16 protein-coding genes and 1 tRNA gene are annotated in these 17,545 nt (G+C 61.6%); 6 read left to right on the top strand and 11 right to left on the bottom strand.

Annotated features, from left to right (window positions below):
- Nucleotides 1-44 precede the first annotated feature (44 nt).
- The 4 genes from SMD10_RS20470 (at nucleotide 45) to SMD10_RS20455 (ending at nucleotide 3,206) form a co-directional block, all read left to right on the top strand.
- Nucleotides 45-119 (top strand) — tRNA-Val (locus SMD10_RS20470).
- A gap of 450 nt (nucleotides 120-569) precedes the next feature.
- A complete protein-coding gene (locus SMD10_RS20465) occupies nucleotides 570-1,355 on the top strand; it encodes an ABC transporter permease (protein WP_331687595.1) in 786 nt (261 codons plus the stop codon).
- On the top strand, nucleotides 1,352-2,110 hold the full coding sequence (locus SMD10_RS20460) for an ABC transporter ATP-binding protein (RefSeq protein WP_331687594.1): 759 nt from the start codon (nucleotides 1,352-1,354) through the stop codon (nucleotides 2,108-2,110). The genes SMD10_RS20465 and SMD10_RS20460 overlap by 4 nt, the downstream gene beginning before the upstream one ends.
- Before the next feature lie 7 nt (nucleotides 2,111-2,117).
- A complete protein-coding gene (locus SMD10_RS20455; RefSeq protein WP_331687593.1) occupies nucleotides 2,118-3,206 on the top strand; it encodes a class I SAM-dependent methyltransferase in 1,089 nt (362 codons plus the stop codon).
- A 15-nt stretch (nucleotides 3,207-3,221) separates the two neighbouring features.
- Here the strand turns inward: SMD10_RS20455 and SMD10_RS20450 are convergent, their stop codons facing one another.
- Complete coding sequence (locus tag SMD10_RS20450; RefSeq protein WP_331687592.1) at nucleotides 3,222-3,890, bottom strand: class I SAM-dependent methyltransferase; 669 nt, start codon at nucleotides 3,888-3,890, stop codon at nucleotides 3,222-3,224.
- Between the two features lie 298 nt (nucleotides 3,891-4,188).
- Between SMD10_RS20450 and SMD10_RS20445 the strand changes: the two genes are divergently transcribed.
- Nucleotides 4,189-5,595 carry a DUF2793 domain-containing protein gene (locus tag SMD10_RS20445; RefSeq protein ID WP_331687591.1) on the top strand — a complete coding sequence of 469 codons (1,407 nt, stop codon included), beginning with the start codon at nucleotides 4,189-4,191 and terminating at the stop codon, nucleotides 5,593-5,595.
- A gap of 258 nt (nucleotides 5,596-5,853) precedes the next feature.
- Entirely contained in the window at nucleotides 5,854-6,636 is a 783-nt protein-coding gene (locus SMD10_RS20440; protein WP_331687590.1) for a class I SAM-dependent methyltransferase, read from the top strand.
- Between the two features lie 40 nt (nucleotides 6,637-6,676).
- Here SMD10_RS20440 and SMD10_RS20435 read toward each other — a convergent pair whose 3' ends face one another.
- The 10 genes from SMD10_RS20435 to SMD10_RS20390 all read right to left on the bottom strand — a co-directional run bounded on the left by SMD10_RS20435 (nucleotide 6,677) and on the right by SMD10_RS20390 (nucleotide 17,494).
- Complete coding sequence (locus tag SMD10_RS20435; protein ID WP_331687589.1) at nucleotides 6,677-7,492, bottom strand: hypothetical protein; 816 nt, start codon at nucleotides 7,490-7,492, stop codon at nucleotides 6,677-6,679.
- Nucleotides 7,492-8,397, bottom strand: coding sequence for a class I SAM-dependent methyltransferase (locus tag SMD10_RS20430; RefSeq protein ID WP_331687588.1), 906 nt, complete (start codon nucleotides 8,395-8,397; stop codon nucleotides 7,492-7,494). The genes SMD10_RS20435 and SMD10_RS20430 overlap by 1 nt, the downstream gene beginning before the upstream one ends.
- A 33-nt stretch (nucleotides 8,398-8,430) precedes the next feature.
- The gene (locus SMD10_RS20425) at nucleotides 8,431-10,650 is read right to left on the bottom strand and encodes a glycosyltransferase family 2 protein (RefSeq protein ID WP_331687587.1); all 2,220 of its coding nucleotides are present in this window, start codon (nucleotides 10,648-10,650) and stop codon (nucleotides 8,431-8,433) included.
- A gap of 130 nt (nucleotides 10,651-10,780) precedes the next feature.
- Nucleotides 10,781-11,194, bottom strand: a complete 414-nt coding sequence (locus SMD10_RS20420) for a hypothetical protein (protein WP_331687586.1) — start codon at nucleotides 11,192-11,194, stop codon at nucleotides 10,781-10,783.
- A 167-nt stretch (nucleotides 11,195-11,361) separates the two neighbouring features.
- Entirely contained in the window at nucleotides 11,362-12,252 is an 891-nt protein-coding gene (rfbD, locus tag SMD10_RS20415; protein ID WP_331687585.1) for a dTDP-4-dehydrorhamnose reductase, read from the bottom strand.
- Nucleotides 12,249-13,316: a dTDP-glucose 4,6-dehydratase gene (gene rfbB, locus SMD10_RS20410; protein WP_331687584.1), complete on the bottom strand. Its 1,068-nt coding sequence runs from the start codon at nucleotides 13,314-13,316 to the stop codon at nucleotides 12,249-12,251. The genes rfbD and rfbB overlap by 4 nt, the downstream gene beginning before the upstream one ends.
- Before the next feature lie 15 nt (nucleotides 13,317-13,331).
- Entirely contained in the window at nucleotides 13,332-13,886 is a 555-nt protein-coding gene (gene rfbC / locus SMD10_RS20405) for a dTDP-4-dehydrorhamnose 3,5-epimerase (RefSeq protein WP_331687583.1), read from the bottom strand.
- Nucleotides 13,883-14,764 (bottom strand): glucose-1-phosphate thymidylyltransferase RfbA, encoded by an 882-nt coding sequence (rfbA, locus tag SMD10_RS20400; RefSeq protein WP_331687582.1) that lies wholly within the window; start codon nucleotides 14,762-14,764, stop codon nucleotides 13,883-13,885. The genes rfbC and rfbA overlap by 4 nt, the downstream gene beginning before the upstream one ends.
- A gap of 90 nt (nucleotides 14,765-14,854) precedes the next feature.
- A complete protein-coding gene (locus tag SMD10_RS20395) occupies nucleotides 14,855-15,964 on the bottom strand; it encodes a glycosyltransferase family 2 protein (protein ID WP_331687581.1) in 1,110 nt (369 codons plus the stop codon).
- 165 nt (nucleotides 15,965-16,129) lie between these two features.
- Entirely contained in the window at nucleotides 16,130-17,494 is a 1,365-nt protein-coding gene (locus SMD10_RS20390; protein WP_331687580.1) for a calcium-binding protein, read from the bottom strand.
- Nucleotides 17,495-17,545: the final 51 nt, after the last annotated feature.

Genomic DNA, 17,545 nt, shown 5'->3' with positions numbered 1-17,545 from the left:
ATTGACGTGCCAATGACACTGTGGTGTATGCGGCGGCGTCGGATGGGCGTGTAGCTCAGCGGGAGAGCACTACGTTGACATCGTAGGGGTCACAGGTTCAATCCCTGTCACGCCCACCATCCACTTCTCTGAAATACCTTGTGAAATCCGCTGCTTTCGGCCGCTGGCTCGGACATCGAGCTCACTCCGAGCCGTTGCCTATGTCGGCGGGCTGGTCGCCATCAAGCGCACCAATCTCTCGCCGCAGGGCGCGCGAATTCATATGACTGGGGATGACTATTGCGGGAAGGCTGATTCCCGCCGCGGCCACGACAGAAGTAAGGGTCAGGGACCGATCCACTTGGTCTCGGCCTCCGACGCACCACCAGCCGGCTCGTGCTCGGCCAAGAGGTGTGCCGGACAGGGCGAACGAATTGGCAGCGACAATCTCCAGCGCCGAAAGCGCGGAGCGCTGAGAGATCGAGCCCGCCTCGCCGAGCGGTCGTGGCGGCCATGTTACCGCTTGAAGGAAGAGAGCAATCGCGCTAGCGGCACTACAGACGCAGTCCTACACCGAAGCATGAAGTACCATGATACCAGTTCTGCAGAACGCCTGCGCGGACATCACTGCCGGCCTCAAGCTCCGCCGAGTCTGGATTGCTCTCGCTAGCGAGGATATCATCGACCAGCATCGGCGGACCTCACTCGGCCCCGTGTGGCTTCTGATCAACTATTTGGCCTTTGTCGGCACCATTCTGCTCATTCTCGGTCACAGTCAGTCGGTCACATACTTCCCAGCCTATGTTTCCATCGGCTTTTTTGTCTGGACGTTCGTTTCGGAAGTGGTGTCCCAGAGCGTCACCCTGTTCAGCCGCGAGGAAGCCTTCATCAAAGGGACGCCGCTCCCTCTCACCGTCTACATCATGCGTATGACCATGCAGTCGGCAATCAGAGCCGGCTACACCTTGATCGGATGTCTCGGTATCATTCTGATTGCCCAGACCCCGCTATCATGGGGATGGCTTTGGTCTGTTGCCGGCATCGGCCTGATCCTGACCGCCACTCCGGCAATCGTCTTCACCGGCGCGATCGCGGGCGCCTTTTTTCCCGACCTTCAGTTCATCGTTCAGAACCTCGTGCGAATTGGCCTGTTTCTAACGCCGATCTTCTGGCTGCCGGTCAACGGCAGCATTCGGGGGGTCCTCTATTGGCTCAACCCCTTTACATACGTCGTGGAGATCGTTCGCATTCCCGTGCTCACCGGAGACTTTCCCGCAACGGCCTTCGTCGTTTGCTCAACGATCGCCGTTTTTTTCTGGCTGATGGCTCTCGTGGCCGTCGGCTCCTTTCGAAAGCAAATCGCGTTCATTCTATGATTTCGCTCGCGGTCGAGAATCTCAGCCTGGAGTATCGGCTCCGGAAGAAATTCACCCTTGCGCCACAGGATCGCCGTCTGCCGGTCGGCGGCCGCACGATCAACACCAACGGCGTGCGCAAGATCGTCGCGCTCGATGGCGTGTCGTTTTCCCTTAGCGACGGCGACCGGCTGGCGCTGATCGGATCGAACGGTGCCGGCAAGACGACCCTGCTCAAGGTTCTTTACGGCGTGTTCGAGCCGACCGCCGGTCGAGTGACCCGTGCCGGACGAGTCGATGCCCTGTTCAACATCAATCTCGGCTTCCGGCGCGAGGCGACGGGGCGCCGCAACATCGAACTTCGCGGTCTCATCAACGGCTGGACCAAGAAGGAAATCAACGAGCGCATGGAGGATATCATCGCCTTCAGCGAAATCGGCAATTTCATCGACATGCCGCTCAAGGCCTACAGTCAAGGCATGGCAGCGCGCCTGGCCTTTGCCGCGGCGACGAGCTTTCAACCGGAAATTCTACTCATGGACGAGTGGATCGGCGCGGGCGACCCGGAATTCCAGACCAAGGCGCGCGACCGGATAGAGAGCATGCTCAAACAGGCCGGCATCATCGTGCTGGCTTCCCATAACTCAGCGATTCTGCGCCAGACCTGCACGCAGGCACTGCTGCTCGAGCACGGAAATGCCATTTTCTTCGGTCCTCTAGAGGAAGCCCTTACAACTCACGCAGAGCGGCGCAAGCAGACGCTCGCAAAGGCTTGATGGACGTATGATCCCCTTCACATCCTTTCCGTTCCGCTATCCCGACCGTATCGCGGCGTCGGCTTGGTTCGAGCATGTGCCGTTCATGTTCTGGATCGTCGATGCGCTGCAGCCGCGGCGCTTCGTGGAGCTGGGCGTCGATTGGGGCGTATCCTATTGCGCGGCTTGCCAGACGGTCGGCTCGCGCCAGCTCCCCACTCAATGCTACGGCGTCGACACCTGGAAGGGTGACGCACACGCCGGCTTCTACGGCGAGGAGGTCTATGCCGATCTCGCACCCTATCACGATACCCGTTACAGCGCCTTCTCTCGCTTGGTTCGCTCGACCTTCGACGAGGCGGTGGAGCACTTCGAGGACGCCTCCATCGATCTCCTGCATATCGACGGTCTGCACAGTTATGAGGCAGTTCGCCACGATTTCGAGACCTGGTGGCCGAAGCTCACCGAGAATGCCGTGGTGATGTTTCACGACACCAATGTGCGCGAGCGCGGCTTCGGCGTGTTCCGGCTGTGGGGCGAACTGGCGGCCGAGCGCCCACATTTCGAGTTCCTACATGGGCACGGGCTGGGCGTTCTCGCCATGGGCAGGTCATACCCGCCGGCAGTCGAGGCGCTGTTCGCCGCCGGCGTGGACGCGCACGGCCAGGAGACGGTGCGCACGCAGTTCGCCCATCTCGGCCGGGCAGTGGCCGAGCATGTGACGCTTCGGGCCCCGGGCACTCAGGCCGACGGCGCGCCGCGACCGGAACCAGAGCCGATCGCACCTTTGCCGGATGCTCAGAGCGAGGCCAGCGAAATCACCGAGTGGCAGGCGGTCATCGCCCGCGAGCCGGAGAATGCACACGCGCTCGCCAGCCTCAGCCTGGTCCTTAGCCACAACGAGCGCATCGACGAGGCGATCGAGGCGATCAACCGGGCCATCGCACTCGCCCCGGAGGCGGGGCAGTACGCGCACCGCGGCAATCTCCACTCGATCAAGGGCGATCTTGACGCCGCGGTCGCCGACATGCGCGAGGCCGTGACAAGGGCGCCCGAATTCGCCGAGCGCCTGACTCAGCTCGAGGCGGCGCTTGCCGAACAGGGTACCCTGGGCTGACGCCGCCCGCCGCCGTCACTCGGAAGCGGGCATCGGCTCGGTGATCGGCGCCTGCCGCCTACCCTGCGGCGCACGCTCGAAGACGCAGACGCTGTCGTAGATGGTGACAGAACGCGTGCTTCGGGTGAACGGCGTGATGGCGACGGCGCCGCGCGTGTGCACGGCGTTGATCTCGTCGAGCTTGTCTTTGGCGAATTCCATGAAGCTGCCGGGCGCGCGATAGCCTCCCTGGTATTCCGGCCAATAGCAGGTGTGGGTGTCCTCGACCAGGTAGACGCCCCGCTCGGCGATGCGCTCGTAGAGCAGGTCGAAACTGCGCCGCATATGGTCCATGCGGTGGCTGCCGTCGTCGATGACGATGTCGATCGGCCGGTTCTGCGCCACGATCCGGTCCAGCACGGCGGGGTCGTCCTGGCTGCCGATATGAATGGTGACGCCCTCCGTCTCGTGCTGCTTGCAGGCCGGGTCGATGTCGAGGCCGAGAATGGTGGCGCCGGGACCGAAGTAGGCCCTCCACATCGCCAGCGAGCCGCCGCCGAAGACGCCGATCTCCAGCACCGTCGGCGCCGCACCACGGAACCGGTGAAAATGCTGCTCGTAGATGTCGAAATAGTGCATCCACTTGTGGATGCGCTTCCCGCCGTTGTTGAGGAAATAGCGGTGAAGAAAACCCGCTTCGGACATCGGCGCATCTCCTGCAGCAAGATTCGGCAGAGCCCATAATTCCATATTTCTGCGGCTCGCTATAGCCTCTGGAGGCCTCCTACGTTCCATCCTGGGGGATGGTCTCACCCTCCTCGCCATTCTCGTCATCCTGACCTCGCCGGGATGACGAGAATGGAGGACGGGAACGACTGGGGTGGAAGCCGTCGGAGCCTATCCTTGTGTTCTCGTTCAGAGGACATCTGGAGGCCGTGCGATTTATCCCCGGCTGCGCCGCCGGTGCGATCATCTCCCGCGACGCCGTTTACGGGAGAGGCACATGGACACGACCGAGATCCTTTCTTTGCCATTGATCATGCCTTCGCAGGCGCAGAAGCACGTCACCCACAACGAAGCACTCGCCATGCTGGACGTGCTTGTCCAGACGAGCGTCGCCGGCCTCGTCCCCTCGCCGCCGGACGTACCCCTGCCCGGCGACCGCTGGATCGTGGCGGAGGACGCCGGTGGCGCCTTCGCCGGCCGCGAGGGCAGCCTTGCGGTGTTCCAGGGCGGGGCCTGGTCGTTCCTGCCGCCCCAGGCGGGCTGGTTGGCCTATGACCGTGGCGCCGGGCGCCTTCTCGCCTGCGACGGTGCACTCTGGGCACCACTGCCGCTGCCGTCCGAGATGAACGGCATCGAGAGCCTGGGCGTCAACGCCGCCGCCGATGCCGAAAACCGGCTTGTCGTCGCCGCGCCGAACAGCCTCTTCACCCACGAGGGCGCCGGCCATCGGCTGAAGGTCAACAAGGCGGACGAGGCGGAGACCGCCTCCCTCCTGTTCCAGAGCGGCTGGTCCGGCCGCGCCGAGATTGGCCTGGCGGGGAGCGACGATCTCGCCCTCAAGGTCAGCGCCGACGGCGCCACCTGGCGCGAGGCGTTGCGCGTAGAGCGCGCCAGCGGCCGGGTGCGGTTTCCCTCCGGCGGCGCGCGCGAGCAGCTGGCGGAGGCGCGAACCTACTATGTCGACCCGGCCGGCTCGGACGCCAACACCGGGCTTTCCGCCGGCGACGCCTTCGCCACCGTGCAGAAGGCGGTGAACGCCGCGCTGGCACTCGACGCCGCCGGCTATCCGGTGACCATCCAGCTCGCCGACGGCGTCTACGGTGCGGGCGCGGCGATGTCGCGACCGATGTTCGACGGCGGCACGCTGCTCCTGCGCGGCAACGCCACCAGCCCGGAAAACGTGCTGATCGACGCCGGCTCAGCCGGCAACGCGCTGCTGTTCAACGCAGCCGGCGCGAGCGCACGCATCGAGGGGATCAAGGTGGCCGGCCAGGTCGGCATCTGGGCGCGCTTCGGCGTCGTCGTCATGCTGCGCGGCAGGATCGCCTACGGCGTCTGCACGGCGCGCCACATCGGCGCCGACAATGGCGCCTATATCGAAGTGATCGCGACCATCGACATCCAGGGCGGCGCGCAACAGCATTTCTTCGCGGGACAGAACGGCCACATCCTGATGACGAACTCCACGGTCAACCTGATCGGCACGCCGGCGTTCACAAACGCCTTCGCCGTCGCCCAGACGACCGGGATTGTCTCAGCCTATGCAAACGCCTATGCTGGCTCCGCAACAGGTATGCGCTATCGAACACTTCTAAATGGCGTCGTCTTCGTCAATGGTGCGGGCGAGGCTTCACTTCCCGGCGATGCTGTTGGGCTCGTGAGCAGCGGGGGTCAGTATGGCTAGCCGCTCAAAGTTGGCAGAGGAGACCCTCAAGTGTTTCGCGGCGTCGGACTTGTTTCGGTCCATGCCAACAGCGAGCCAAGCTAAGCGATCAGGTACAACGCCTCACTGCTAGCAGCGCCGCTTCAACACACAACGCTAATCCAAGTCCGCGCATAGAAAACAATGCGCATACATCAAAGAGCAGAGAATGGGTTTATTGGGAAAATTATATAATTCCCATAATATCTCAATCTGCCAACGTATCACGGTAAAGCCTCAATGGAAATCCTCGACGCATATATTGATCGCGCGCCAGATCCTCAGACAATCCTTGATATTTTCACCAACGAGTGGTCATCGAAAATGCCCGTGGAGTCGGGTCTAATCGCCACGCCGGGTCCTGCGGCGCTGTTCGAAGATGGACGCATCGATTGGCTTTCGAAGACAATCGGCGGTTTCGCCAATAAAAGAATCCTAGAACTCGGCCCATTGGAAGCCGGGCACACCTATATGATGCACAATGGCGGAGCTGCCTCGATCACCGCAATCGAGGCAAATTCGCGTTCCTATCTCAAATGCCTCTGCATCCAGCAGATTTTCAATCTCAATCGCGCCAGTTTCCTGTATGCTGACGCCATGGCTTATGCCGATCAATGCAACGAAGAATTCGATCTCTGCGTTGCATCCGGCATCCTCTACCATATGACCGCGCCGGTGGACTTCATTCGTCAGATCGGACGGATGTCGAAAACCATGTTCATCTGGACCCATTACTACGACGAGTCGATCCGCTCGCGGAGCGACATGTCAAAACAGTTTCATGAGCCGCAAGAGATCGAAATCGAGGGCCATACCTATACGGCAGTGAAGCGCACCTATGATGCGGCACTCAACTGGGCTGGCTTTTGCGGCGGAAGCAAATCCTGGGCTCTTTGGCTAACGAGAGATTCCCTTTTCCGGGCACTCGAAGATGCAGGCTTTGTGGTTGATGGCGTCAGCTTTGATCAAGCCGATCACCCCAACGGCCCTTCACTCGCTCTCGTCGCAACCCGCAAACCGTAGGGTGAAAAATGGCTGGGCCGAATCGGGCCCAGCCCGCCCTTCAACGCGTGTGAGTTTTTTGCGCTTCCGCGATTATGCGAGCGACGTATAGGGAGCAATTCTCTGGATCGATATAGCCGCCCCTCTCGACATCTTTCTCGTATTCAAGGATATCGACAGAATCACTGAGCGTTTCGTTTATCCAGACTAAGTCTCGATCAGAAAGGAATGCCTTCCAGTCATCGACACCGCCACTTCGCCGCGTCCGCTGAAGTGCCTCGCCAACGTTCCTGTCTCCCGAAAAGAGGTCGGCAAGCGGGTGTCCATCCAGGTTCGAAGTGACAAAGTCTTCATACCTGACAATAGACTTAAGGGTACTCGGAAGATTTCCTACATATCGAGCATAGGCCTCGGACATGCGCGCAGCACCTTCGGTGATGCGCACCCCGAATCGATCTCGTAGCGCTTCGATAAGATCAAGAAGCGAAAAATCGGGATCAGATTCCTTCCGGCGGAACAAATCGATCCATTCTGCAGCATCTTCATCTGAACGACGCTTCGCCTGAAAATACGGAAAGGCAACGTAGTTCAAACGACTAATCATTTCAGCGCGAGGATCTCGCGTAATAAATATGTTTTTATCGAAATTCGTCCTCATCTCATTATAGATGATTGAATTCAACAATCTAGGTCGCTGCGCCCAGTGATCAAAAAGTATCTTAACAACACCATCCCCCTTATCGGTCGCAAAATTCTCGAAAAAAGCGGCATGCTTCGGCTCAAGATAATACCGATTAATAGATCTACTATTTTGTATTGTCTTGGATATGACAGTTGTCCCCGTCTTCCCGAGGCCAATAACAAGATAACGTTCCATCACTCTTCCATCTTCTTCCGAAGTATAGCCATAAACTCGACTCTAGGTTTTGGTGTTTCATACACCCTGACGATGTCGAAGGGTATTAGGTCAATTGAGGATAGGATTTCCATCAAGTTTCTGAAGGTACTTGGGCTGAACCGCCAAGCGTGAGCATCAATATAACGGCCATTAGCCTTGTCAAAAAGGTTAAGTGCCGCTTTAATCTTCCCCCCTATCTCTTGCTCATATCCAGGATCGGCATGAATCCCTTCCCAGTGGCGTGGTGCGTCATTATGGGTGGCAAGCGCTACGTGCTTGATGATATTTGCAAGTGAATGGGTCTTCCTTGGCTCCTTATGAGCGTCGATGATATCGGCAACCGTCGACTCTGGGATAAAGTGGTCGAAAGAGTAGCGTTTATCCGGAGCCGCTATAAAGTAATATCCTCCACCCTCCAGTACTTTAGCAACATTATCAAGATGGGCTATCAAGTCTACTTGATGCTCAATACAATGAGCACTACATACCGCATTAAATTTCCGATCTACAATAGAAAGATCGCCAATCTCGGAAACGAATTCGATGTATGGGACGGTCCCGCCTCGATTATTGGCAATTGCTTTCTTTTGCAGATCTTCTTGTCCTAAAACATCGAAATACGAGACTTTATCTCCTTCGACCATAGGCCTATCAAACGGACCAATTTCCAGAATTGGTCTTATATGCTCAAAAAGCGGAATGAACCCGGATCGGAGCGCTGCGGGCGAGGCCTGCCGACCTTCTGTGCGCCCATGAAGCGAATAATGTTTCCTTAGTGTCGCATCATCCATTCCCGAAAGCCGGGGGTATTTCGATCGGTAAAAATTCGAATCGAACTCTTCCGGAAAATCGCCGGTCTGTTTCTGTCTTGATTTTCCGAACATAAACATCTCCCGAGTGGACTTTGACACTATAACTCATGCCTTTATGGCAAAGTCTTCTTGTTCTAGCGTCAAATGGGGGGAATAAAAGGGATCCGTCGTCAGGGCCTTGTCCCAGGTGTCCATCATATACAGGACTTCGCTGCGGAAGCGCGCCATCTTTTCGGGGACGTCCTCGGCGCCGCGCGACACGCTCTCCAGGTGATAGAGTTCGGCGTACGGCGTCCACACCGACCGGTAGCCCGCCTCCCGCACCCGGAGGCAGAAGTCGACGTCGTTGAACGCGACCGTCAGCGCCGTCTCGTTCAGGCCGTTGACCGCCTCGTAGACCTCCTTGCGCACCAGCAGGCACGCGCCGGTGACGGCCGAGAGGTTCTGGGCGAGCTTCAGCCGGGCGAAATAGCCGTGCGCCTCGCGCGGAAAGAACTTGTGCGAATGGCCGGCGACGCCGCCGATGCCGAGGATGATCCCGGCATGCTGGATCGTGCCGTCGGCGTAGTAGAGCTTGGCGCCGACGCAGCCGACGTCGGGCTGCGCCGCCCAGGAGACCATCTCGCTCAGCCAGTCCGGCGAGATCACCACGATGTCGTTGTTGATTAAGCCGACCAGCGAGCCCCTCGCCTCGCTCACCGCGAAATTGTTGATGGCCGAATAGTTGAACGGCTTATCGTAGGGAAGCACCCGGACATTATCGGCCGCCTCCAACTCCTTGAAATAGGCGAGCGTGGCCTCTTCCTCAGAACCGTTGTCGACGATCAGGATCTCGTAGGGCGCATAGGTCGTCTTCGTCCGAATCGATTCGACGCAACCGCGCAAAAGCTCCACCCTGTCGCGGGTCGGGATGATCAGGCTGACCAGAGGCGCCGGCTCCGGTACCCGGAACTTCAGCCGGTAGAAGGGCGTCTCCGGCGCCGGCTCGACTTTGGCCGGCAGGCCGAAGCGCTCCACATGCTCCTCCAGCGCGCGCAGGCCCGCCATATAGGCATAGCCCTTTTCCGCGCCGGCGGCCGCCGTCGAGCCGGCGACCGCCCGCCAGTGGTAAAGCACCTTCGGCACATGACGGATCGCCGCCATGTCGATACGCTCGAAGATCCTGAGGCTCAGGTCGTAGTCCTGGCTGCCCTCGAAGCCGGGCCGCCAGCCGCCGACCGCCCGGATGTTGTCGGCCCGGTGCACGGTCAGGTGGTTGAGGTAGTTCTGCGAGCGGAACAGCTCGCGCGAAAAATCCGGCTTGAAATACGGGTCGTAGCGCCGGCCCTTCTCGTCGATCTTGTCCTCGTCGGAATAGATCAGTTGGGCCTCCGGATGGCGCGCGATCTCCAGCGCGATCTCGGCCAGAGCGTGCGGGCGCAGCAGGTCGTCATGGTCGAGCATGGCGATCCACTCGCCGCTCGCCAGCGCGAAGGCCGAGTTGGTCGCGTGCGAGATGTGGCCGTTCGCCTCGCGAAACGCCACCTTGATGCGCGGCTCGCGCGCGCTCCAACGCTCCAGCATCGGGCGTACATGCCGCTCGGTCGAGCTGTCGTCGGCGATGCAGAGCTCCCAATGCGGATAGATCTGGTCCACGACCGATTGGATCGCCTCGTCGAGCAGCACCGCCGGCGTGTTGTAGACTGGCATGACGACGCTGATCAGTGGCGGCGCCTGCAATTCCGCCACTGCCGTGGCGAGAGCCGCGCCGTCGCGATCGAGGTCGAAGTCGTGCCGCGCGATCCAGCCCTGGTAGCTGCCGTTGCCAGCCGCGCGGACGGCCGGATCTCGCACGTCGAGGAAGTGCGGCCGCCGGGCGTATTGGGCGTATTGGCGCCAGCGGTGGACCAGCCGGCCCGGGTCGCGGCGCGCCACACGCAGCGCGTGCCGCCCGAGGAAGATGCCGGTTTCCACCGCCGAGCGCCGCTTCAACTGCAGCCGGCTCAGCCGGACATCGGAGCGGCTGTCGGTCGGATCGAAGCGCAGCAGGAACGTATCCATTGGCAGGAAGAAATCGGCGCGGTAGACACCCGGCCGGGGTGTCGGCTTGAGCAGCACGGCGTGCACTTCCGAAAAGCCGCTCCCGAGGTCCAGATAGAGCTTCGGATGGGTGATCGCCTCGCCTTCGAAAGCAAAATCAGCTCGATACCAGCCGCGTTCGAGCGGCTCGTCCAGCTTGAAGATCAGCTGAGGGTCGTCATTGTCGGCGGCATAGCCCGAAACGGACTGCTGCAGGTTCGCTAACTCGATCGAGGCGAAGCTACTGAGAAGATCGATCGATCGCAAACGCTAGTCCCGTCGGATAGTGAACATTTTCGGCTTGCGCCCTTGTGCCTGCAAAATTGCGGCCATTCAATGGGAGTGTCCACCCGGAAAGCGGAATCGATGGCGCGCCGCCCGGAGCGCGGAGCGGACTTCACCGTGCCAGTGACCTCACCCTTTGCGGCCGCAGCGGCCGGCCTTCCACGAAGCCGTAATGGTGGTAGTGCTCGCGCAGCGCTTTCTCGTAGTCGAGCCGCCCCTTGAAGGAGGCAAGGTCCGGGTTGGCGGCGACGTATGCGTCGGGATCGAAGCCGCGGAACCCCGGGAACCGCCCCTCGTAGAAGCCGAAACGCTTATAGTGTTCGAAGCCGGTTTCGATCTCGCCCTGCTCCACCGCCGCTGCCACGTCCGGATAGGCCGAAAGGTAAAAGTCCTCGTCGAAGGGAGAGGCCCGGATCACCTGATCCAGCAGCGCCAGGAAGCCATCCCGATTCATCGTCAGCGTCTTGTGCCCCTCGTCGAAGCCGCGCAACTGCAGTGCTCTCTTGATCCAAGGAAAACTCAACATACCCTTACTCCTTGCTTCGTCAAAGCGGAGCCAGCCGCCAGCAGACGTAACGCCGGCCGCACAGCCGGGATCGGTCGTTTCACTCCGCTCCCCGGGGCGTTAGAAATCCCTCGTGTTTGTTTTCATGCGCTCGTCACACACGACAAGCCCAAAATCGCGTATGTCAGTCAGGACCGCGCTCCAACCAATCGGTTCACCACGCGCGCCAGCGAGTGCTGCCATGGCGGCGCCCGCCAACCATAACACCGATCGAGCTTCTCAGTCGACAGGCGAGAGTTCGCGGGCCGCCGCGCCTTGGTGGGATAATCCTCGGTTGTGATCGCACGGACACGCGACCAGGGTCCGCCCAGCGCCTTGCTGGCGCGCATGATCTCCTCGGCGAAGCCGCTCCAGTTGGTCGCCCCGCTCCCGGCAAGGTGAAAGACGCCATAACCATCCACTGTCGGATCGAAGGCGAGCCGCCGGGCAATGCAGAGGATACCGTCGGCGATGTCCGCCGCGGCGGTCGGGTTCCCCCATTGGTCGCTGACCACCGCGACCTCGTCCCGGTCGACGGCGAGCCGCAACATGGTCTTGACGAAGTTCTTGCCGAAGGGGCTGTAGACCCAGGCGGTGCGCAGGATCACATGGCGCGGATTGGCCGCCGCCACCGCCTGCTCGCCCACCAGCTTGGTCCGCCCGTACACGCCCTGCGGTCCGGTCGGGTCGGTCTCGACATAGGGTCGGTCGGAGGTCCCGGCAAAGACGTAGTCGGTCGACAGATGCACGATCGGCAGGCCGGCCGCGGCGGCCGCGGCGGCCACGGCTTCCGCGCCGCGCACGTTCACCGCCTCCGCCCGCGCCGGCTCGTCCTCCGCCTGATCCACCGCCGTATAGGCTGCAGCGGAAACGACAATATCGGCCTCCGCCGCAGCGACCTCGCGCATCACGCTTTGCGGCTCGGCGAGGTCCAGCTCCGGCCGGCCGAGGGCGATCACGGCCACGTCGCCGGCGGTTTCGGCTGCTTCCCGCAGGCTCGCCGCAACCTGTCCGTCCCTGCCGGTGACCAGGATTCTCATACCGTTCCCTTCATGCCCAGCCGCTCACCGGCATAGCCCCCGTCGCGGATCGGCCGCCACCACCAGTCGTTCTCCAGAAACCAGTCGATCGTGCGCCGCAGCCCGGTTTCGAACGTTTCTCGCGGCGTCCAGCCGAGCTCACGCTCGATCTTGGACGGGTCGATCGCATAACGCCGGTCGTGGCCCGGCCGGTCCGTGACGAACTCGATCAGATCCCGGTACGACGCGCCGGAGCCGCGCGGTCGCCGCTCGTCCAGCACATCGCAGATCGTCTCGACGACGGCGAGGTTCGTACGCTCGGCGCGTCCGCCGATATTGTAGCTTTCGCCGGGAGCGCCCCGAGAAATCACCAGCGACAGCGCGCGGGCGTGATCCTCGACGAACAGCCAATCGCGAACGTTCGCCCCGGCGCCGTAAACCGGTAGCGGCTTTTCGTCGAGTGCGTTGAGGATCACCAGCGGGATCAGCTTTTCGGGGAAGTGATAGGGACCGTAATTGTTCGAGCAGTTCGACAGCACCACCGGCAGCCCGTAGGTGGCGTGCCAGGCCCGCACCAGATGGTCGGAAGAGGCCTTCGAGGCCGAATAGGGCGACGACGGCGCGTAGGGCGTCGTCTCGGTGAAGACGCCGCTGTCGAACGGCAGGTCGCCGAACACCTCGTCGGTGGAGACATGGTGAAAGCGGAACGCCTCGCGCCGCCCGTCCGGCAGCTCGCGCCAATAGGCCAGCGCGGCATTGAGCAAGCGATAGGTGCCGACGATGTTCGTCTCGATGAAGGACCCAGGCCCGTCGATCGACCGGTCGACATGGCTTTCCGCCGCCAGATGCATGATCGCGTCGACGTCTTCGCTGCGCAAAATCCGCAGCACCGCTGCCTCGTCGCAGATATCGGCCTTGTGAAAGTGGTAGTTCGGCAGGCTTTCGATGCTGCGCAGCGACGCCGGATTGCCGGCATAGGTCAGCTTGTCGAGATTGACCACCTTGGTCTGCGGGTCGGCCGCCAGCAGACGGCAGACGGCGGAGCCGATGAACCCCGCACCGCCGGTTACCAGTATCGTCCTCATGCGGTCTCCATGTCGTCAGGCGAAAGTGGTCGCGGTCGCCAGCAGAGGAGCTTGGCTGTCCTTTTGCGAAAGCTGGATCTCCTCCCGCGCGACGGGCCATTCAATGCCGATCTGCGGATCATCGAAGCGGATCGAGCGGTCCTGCTCCGGGGCATAGAAGTCAGTGACCTTGTAGACGACCTCGGTGTCGCTTTCGAGGGTCACAAAGCCGTGGGCGAACCCTTCGGGGATGAGAATCTGGTTCCACTCCGCCGCCGAGACCACCAGCGAAACCCACTGGCCAAAGGTCGGCGAACTCCTTCTGATATCGACCGCCACGTCGAAGATGGACCCGCGCACGACGCGGACCAGTTTGGCCTGAGCACGCGGCGACAGCTGGTAGTGCAGACCGCGCAACACTCCTCGGGCCGCCGAGTAGGAATGATTGTCCTGGACGAACTCCAGGTCGACGCCAGCTTCCGCAAAACGCGACCGGTTGTAGGTTTCCGAGAAGAAGCCTCGCTCGTCGCCGAACTTGCGGGGACGAATCTGCAGCACGCCTTCGAGGCCCAGCGGCTCGACTGCCATCATGTGTCGAAAATCTCCGTTACGCGACGCCGCAGGTAGCTGGCGTAGTCGGTCTTGCCCAACTTGGCCGCACGTTGCAGCACATGGTCGGCATCGAGCCAGCCCATCTCCATGCCGATCTCTTCCGGACAGGCAATCCTGATTCCCTGTCGATGCTGAATGGTACGGACGAAAGAAGCGGCTTCGTGCAGGCTGGCGTGGGTTCCGGTGTCAAGCCAGGCGTAACCGCGGCCGAGTTGGTGAACGTAAAGATCGCCTCGCTCGAGATAGACGTTGTTCACCGCCGTGATCTCGAGTTCGCCCCGCTTCGAGGGCTTGATCGACGTGGCGATGTCGACGACGTCGTTGTCGTAGAAATAAAGGCCCGTGACCGCCCAATTCGACTTCGGGTTCTCCGGCTTCTCCTCGATGGAAAGCGCTCGACGGGTGGTTTTGTCGAAGGACACGACGCCATACCGCTCGGGATCTTCCACGTGATAGGCAAAGACGGAGGCTCCGGTCCGACGCTGGACCGCTTGCTGGCAGAGCCGCGACAAGCCATCGCCGTAATAGATGTTGTCGCCGAGAACCATCGCGACCTGATCTGTGCCGATGAAGTCGCGACCGATGATGAAGGCCTCCGCCAGCCCGTTCGGCTGCGGCTGTTCGGCATAGGAAAATGAAAGGCCGAATTCACTTCCATCACCCAACAGATCCTGAAAGACACCGAGGTCGCGGGGCGTGGAAATAATGAGTATATCACGAATGCCCGCCAGCATCAGAACGCTGAGCGGATAGTAGATCATCGGTTTGTCGTAGACAGGCAGAATCTGCTTGGAGACCGCCAGGGTAAGCGGATAGAGACGCGTGCCGCTGCCTCCGGCCAGGATGATTCCTTTCACGAGATCCTCCCGAACAGTATCGGTCGTTGCGCCCGACTACATCGGAATCAGGCCTGATCCGCAGCGTTTGACTTGAGCTGCAAGTTTTCCTTATAACCTGCCGGCAAGGACCGCAATGCAAAGTGTCACGTCCTCGAGCGCGGTCTGCCGATAGATGCCGGAGCGGTGATACCGCAGCAGCGCGTCGGCGAAGCGGCTTGTCCGAATTGCCTTCATTCGGGCGACGATGCACCGCGCGTCGTCCGTCAGAAGATGCGAGCACCGATCGAGCGCTTCGAGATGCGCGTCATTCCAGGCAGCCAAACGCCCCCCCAGAGCGTGCCGGAACCGCTTGAGGCGGTCCAACGGACGCATCTTGTTGCCGACGCTGTTGCCGGCATGCTGGCGATATCTCACGTGCGGCTTCGGATCATAGACGACGCGGCCGCCTGCCCCCGATACGATGAGGTAGGACCACCAGTCGTGAAAGACGAACGGCGTTTGTCGGGCGCTCTGAGCCAGAATGCGCCATGCGCGCCTGTTGAGCACCATGGTGTTGCCGCTTGCGATGTTCTGGACGATCGCATTGCCGAATCCGGGGGGACGCGAGAACAGCGGCGAATATCCGATCGGCCGCCCCTGCTCGTCAATCAGCCGCGTCCGTGCCCCATAGAGGGCGGGGCCGCAAGGAGCGGCTCCGCTCAGCATCTCAATGGCGGCCGCGAGCTTGTCTGGCTCCCACACGTCGTCCTGGTCGCAAAAGGCAAAATAGTCGCTTTCCACGTCGTTGTTGGTGATCAAGCTTCGGAAGTTCTCGGCAAAGCCGTTGCGCGGCCCCGGCAAGATCTCGAAACGGCCTTTCGTCCAGCGCCGCTTCCAGCTCTCCAGAATGGCACGCGAAACGTCCGACGAGCCGTCATCGCTCGCCCAGACATCGACACTCTGTACGGTTTGCGCGGCAAGGGAAGCCAGCTGCTCGTCAAGATGCCGTTCGCCGTTGTAGACGGCCAACAAGATCGCGACGCGCGGCGGGGTCATGGCAATCGGCTCGTCATCGGACACTCGGGGAGTCCGTTGCGCCGGCGTCGAGAGATTTAGCCGGCCCGAGCTTCCCACATTTTGCACGGCCGCAGACGGTCTCCCGACACCCGATATTTCGCCAGTAGGCCTCAAGGGAATCCTGCCCCGATTTTGGCAACGGTATGTACGAAACAGTCGCATGCGACGCTCGGTCCGCAGTACCTACAGCGCTCGCAGTTCGAATCAAGCATGTGGAACGACCAAACGAGGAGCCCGTCTCGATCGTAACTATGTGGCGGCACCGAGGCCGGAGCGGACCGTCGGCATCGTCCGGCGCTTTAAGAAACCGACTGAGCGGGCAGCGCGTCAGAGTGTGAAGTCGTCAGCGGTCAGCAGTGCGGTATCGTTCACCTCAATGGCGAAATCGGCGATGCCGTCGCCATTGACGTCGCCGTAAACCGTCTCTGCGGCAAAACGCAATTGCCCGGCAACCCCGGTGAAGGCGGCCGCACCGATATAAGTAAATGCCTGGTCACCAGCCGCGCCAGTGTTTGCATCAATCGCAGACAAGTTGATCACGTCCTGGCCTCGAACGAAGTCCTGGATCGTGTCACGGGTGGCAGCGGCTACAGTACTTTCGCCAATGGCCTGGAAGGTGAAGATATCCGACCCGGCACCACCGTTCAGCGTATCCGCGCCGATGCCGCCGAACAGGATGTCGTTGCCCGCCCCGCCAAGCAGGACGTCGTTGCCGCCACGCCCCGCCAACACGTCGTTGCCGTTCAGGCCTTGCAGAACGTTGCCGCCGGCGTCCCCCAGAAGCACGTCGCTGAAGCCGGTGCCGATCAGGTTCTCCACGGCGACATAGACATCTCCGGCCGCCTCGCCGGTATTGCTCGACGATGCCAGAAAGTCCGCCGTCACCCCGGCGGTTGCGCCGGCATAGGACGCCGTGTCCAGACCGGCACCGCCGTCCAGCCGGTCGGCGCCGGTGCCGCCGTTCAGCACGTCGTTGCCCGCCCCGCCGAGCAGGACGTCGTTGCCGCCCCGGCCCGCCAGAACGTCGTTGCCGTTCAGGCCCTGCAGCACGTTGCCGCCCGCATCGCCGCCCAGGACGTCGTTGAAGTTCGATCCGATCAGGTTCTCCACGGCGACATAAACATCCCCGGCAGCCTCGCCGGTGTTGCTCGAAGACGCCAGAAAGTCAGCCGTCAGCCCAATGGTCGACCCGGCATAGGACGCCGTGTCCAGGCCGGCGCCACCATCCAGCCGATCCGCACCAACGCCGCCGTTCAGCACGTCGTTGCCGTCACCGCCGAGCAGGACGTCGTTGCCGCCCCGGCCCGCCAACACGTCGTTGCCGTTCAGGCCTTGCAGAACGTTGCCGCCGGCGTCCCCCAGAAGCACGTCGCTGAAGCCGGTGCCGATCAGGTTTTCGACGGAGATGTAGATGTCTCCCACCGCATCGCCGGTATTGTTGGATGTGACGAGCAAGTCCGCCGTCACCGCGGCGGTTGCGCCGGCATAGGATGCCGTGTCCAGACCGGCACCGCCGTCCAGCCGGTCGGCGCCGGTGCCGCCGTTCAGCACGTCGTTGCCCGCCCCGCCGAGCAGGACGTCGTTGCCGCCCCGGCCCGCCAGAACGTCGTTGCCGTTCAGGCCCTGCAGCACGTTGCCGCCCGCATCGCCGCCCAGGACGTCGTTGAAGTTCGATCCGATCAGGTTCTCCACGGCGACATAAACATCCCCGGCAGCCTCGCCGGTGTTGCTCGAAGACGCCAG

This window comes from Consotaella aegiceratis (assembly GCF_036541425.1).
Taxonomy (GTDB): Bacteria; Pseudomonadota; Alphaproteobacteria; order Rhizobiales; family Rhizobiaceae; genus Consotaella; species Consotaella aegiceratis.
The sequence above is the reverse complement of the archived record's forward strand: the minus strand, read 5'-3'. Positions and strand labels throughout refer to the sequence as shown.

Bases quoted from the DNA above. Each gene is read 5' to 3' on its own strand.
- rfbB (WP_331687584.1), bottom strand. From the start codon at position 13,316: ATGAGGACGATACTGGTAACCGGCGGTGCGGGGTTCATCGGCTCCGCC.
- SMD10_RS20460 (WP_331687594.1), top strand. From the start codon at position 1,352: ATGATTTCGCTCGCGGTCGAGAATCTCAGCCTGGAGTATCGGCTCCGG.
- rfbD (WP_331687585.1), bottom strand. From the start codon at position 12,252: ATGAGAATCCTGGTCACCGGCAGGGACGGACAGGTTGCGGCGAGCCTG.
- SMD10_RS20420 (WP_331687586.1), bottom strand. From the start codon at position 11,194: ATGTTGAGTTTTCCTTGGATCAAGAGAGCACTGCAGTTGCGCGGCTTC.
- SMD10_RS20435 (WP_331687589.1), bottom strand. From the start codon at position 7,492: ATGGAACGTTATCTTGTTATTGGCCTCGGGAAGACGGGGACAACTGTC.
- SMD10_RS20430 (WP_331687588.1), bottom strand. From the start codon at position 8,397: ATGTTCGGAAAATCAAGACAGAAACAGACCGGCGATTTTCCGGAAGAG.
- SMD10_RS20395 (WP_331687581.1), bottom strand. From the start codon at position 15,964: ATGCGACTGTTTCGTACATACCGTTGCCAAAATCGGGGCAGGATTCCC.
- SMD10_RS20450 (WP_331687592.1), bottom strand. From the start codon at position 3,890: ATGTCCGAAGCGGGTTTTCTTCACCGCTATTTCCTCAACAACGGCGGG.
- rfbC (WP_331687583.1), bottom strand. From the start codon at position 13,886: ATGATGGCAGTCGAGCCGCTGGGCCTCGAAGGCGTGCTGCAGATTCGT.
- SMD10_RS20465 (WP_331687595.1), top strand. From the start codon at position 570: ATGATACCAGTTCTGCAGAACGCCTGCGCGGACATCACTGCCGGCCTC.
- SMD10_RS20440 (WP_331687590.1), top strand. From the start codon at position 5,854: ATGGAAATCCTCGACGCATATATTGATCGCGCGCCAGATCCTCAGACA.
- SMD10_RS20445 (WP_331687591.1), top strand. From the start codon at position 4,189: ATGGACACGACCGAGATCCTTTCTTTGCCATTGATCATGCCTTCGCAG.
- SMD10_RS20455 (WP_331687593.1), top strand. From the start codon at position 2,118: ATGATCCCCTTCACATCCTTTCCGTTCCGCTATCCCGACCGTATCGCG.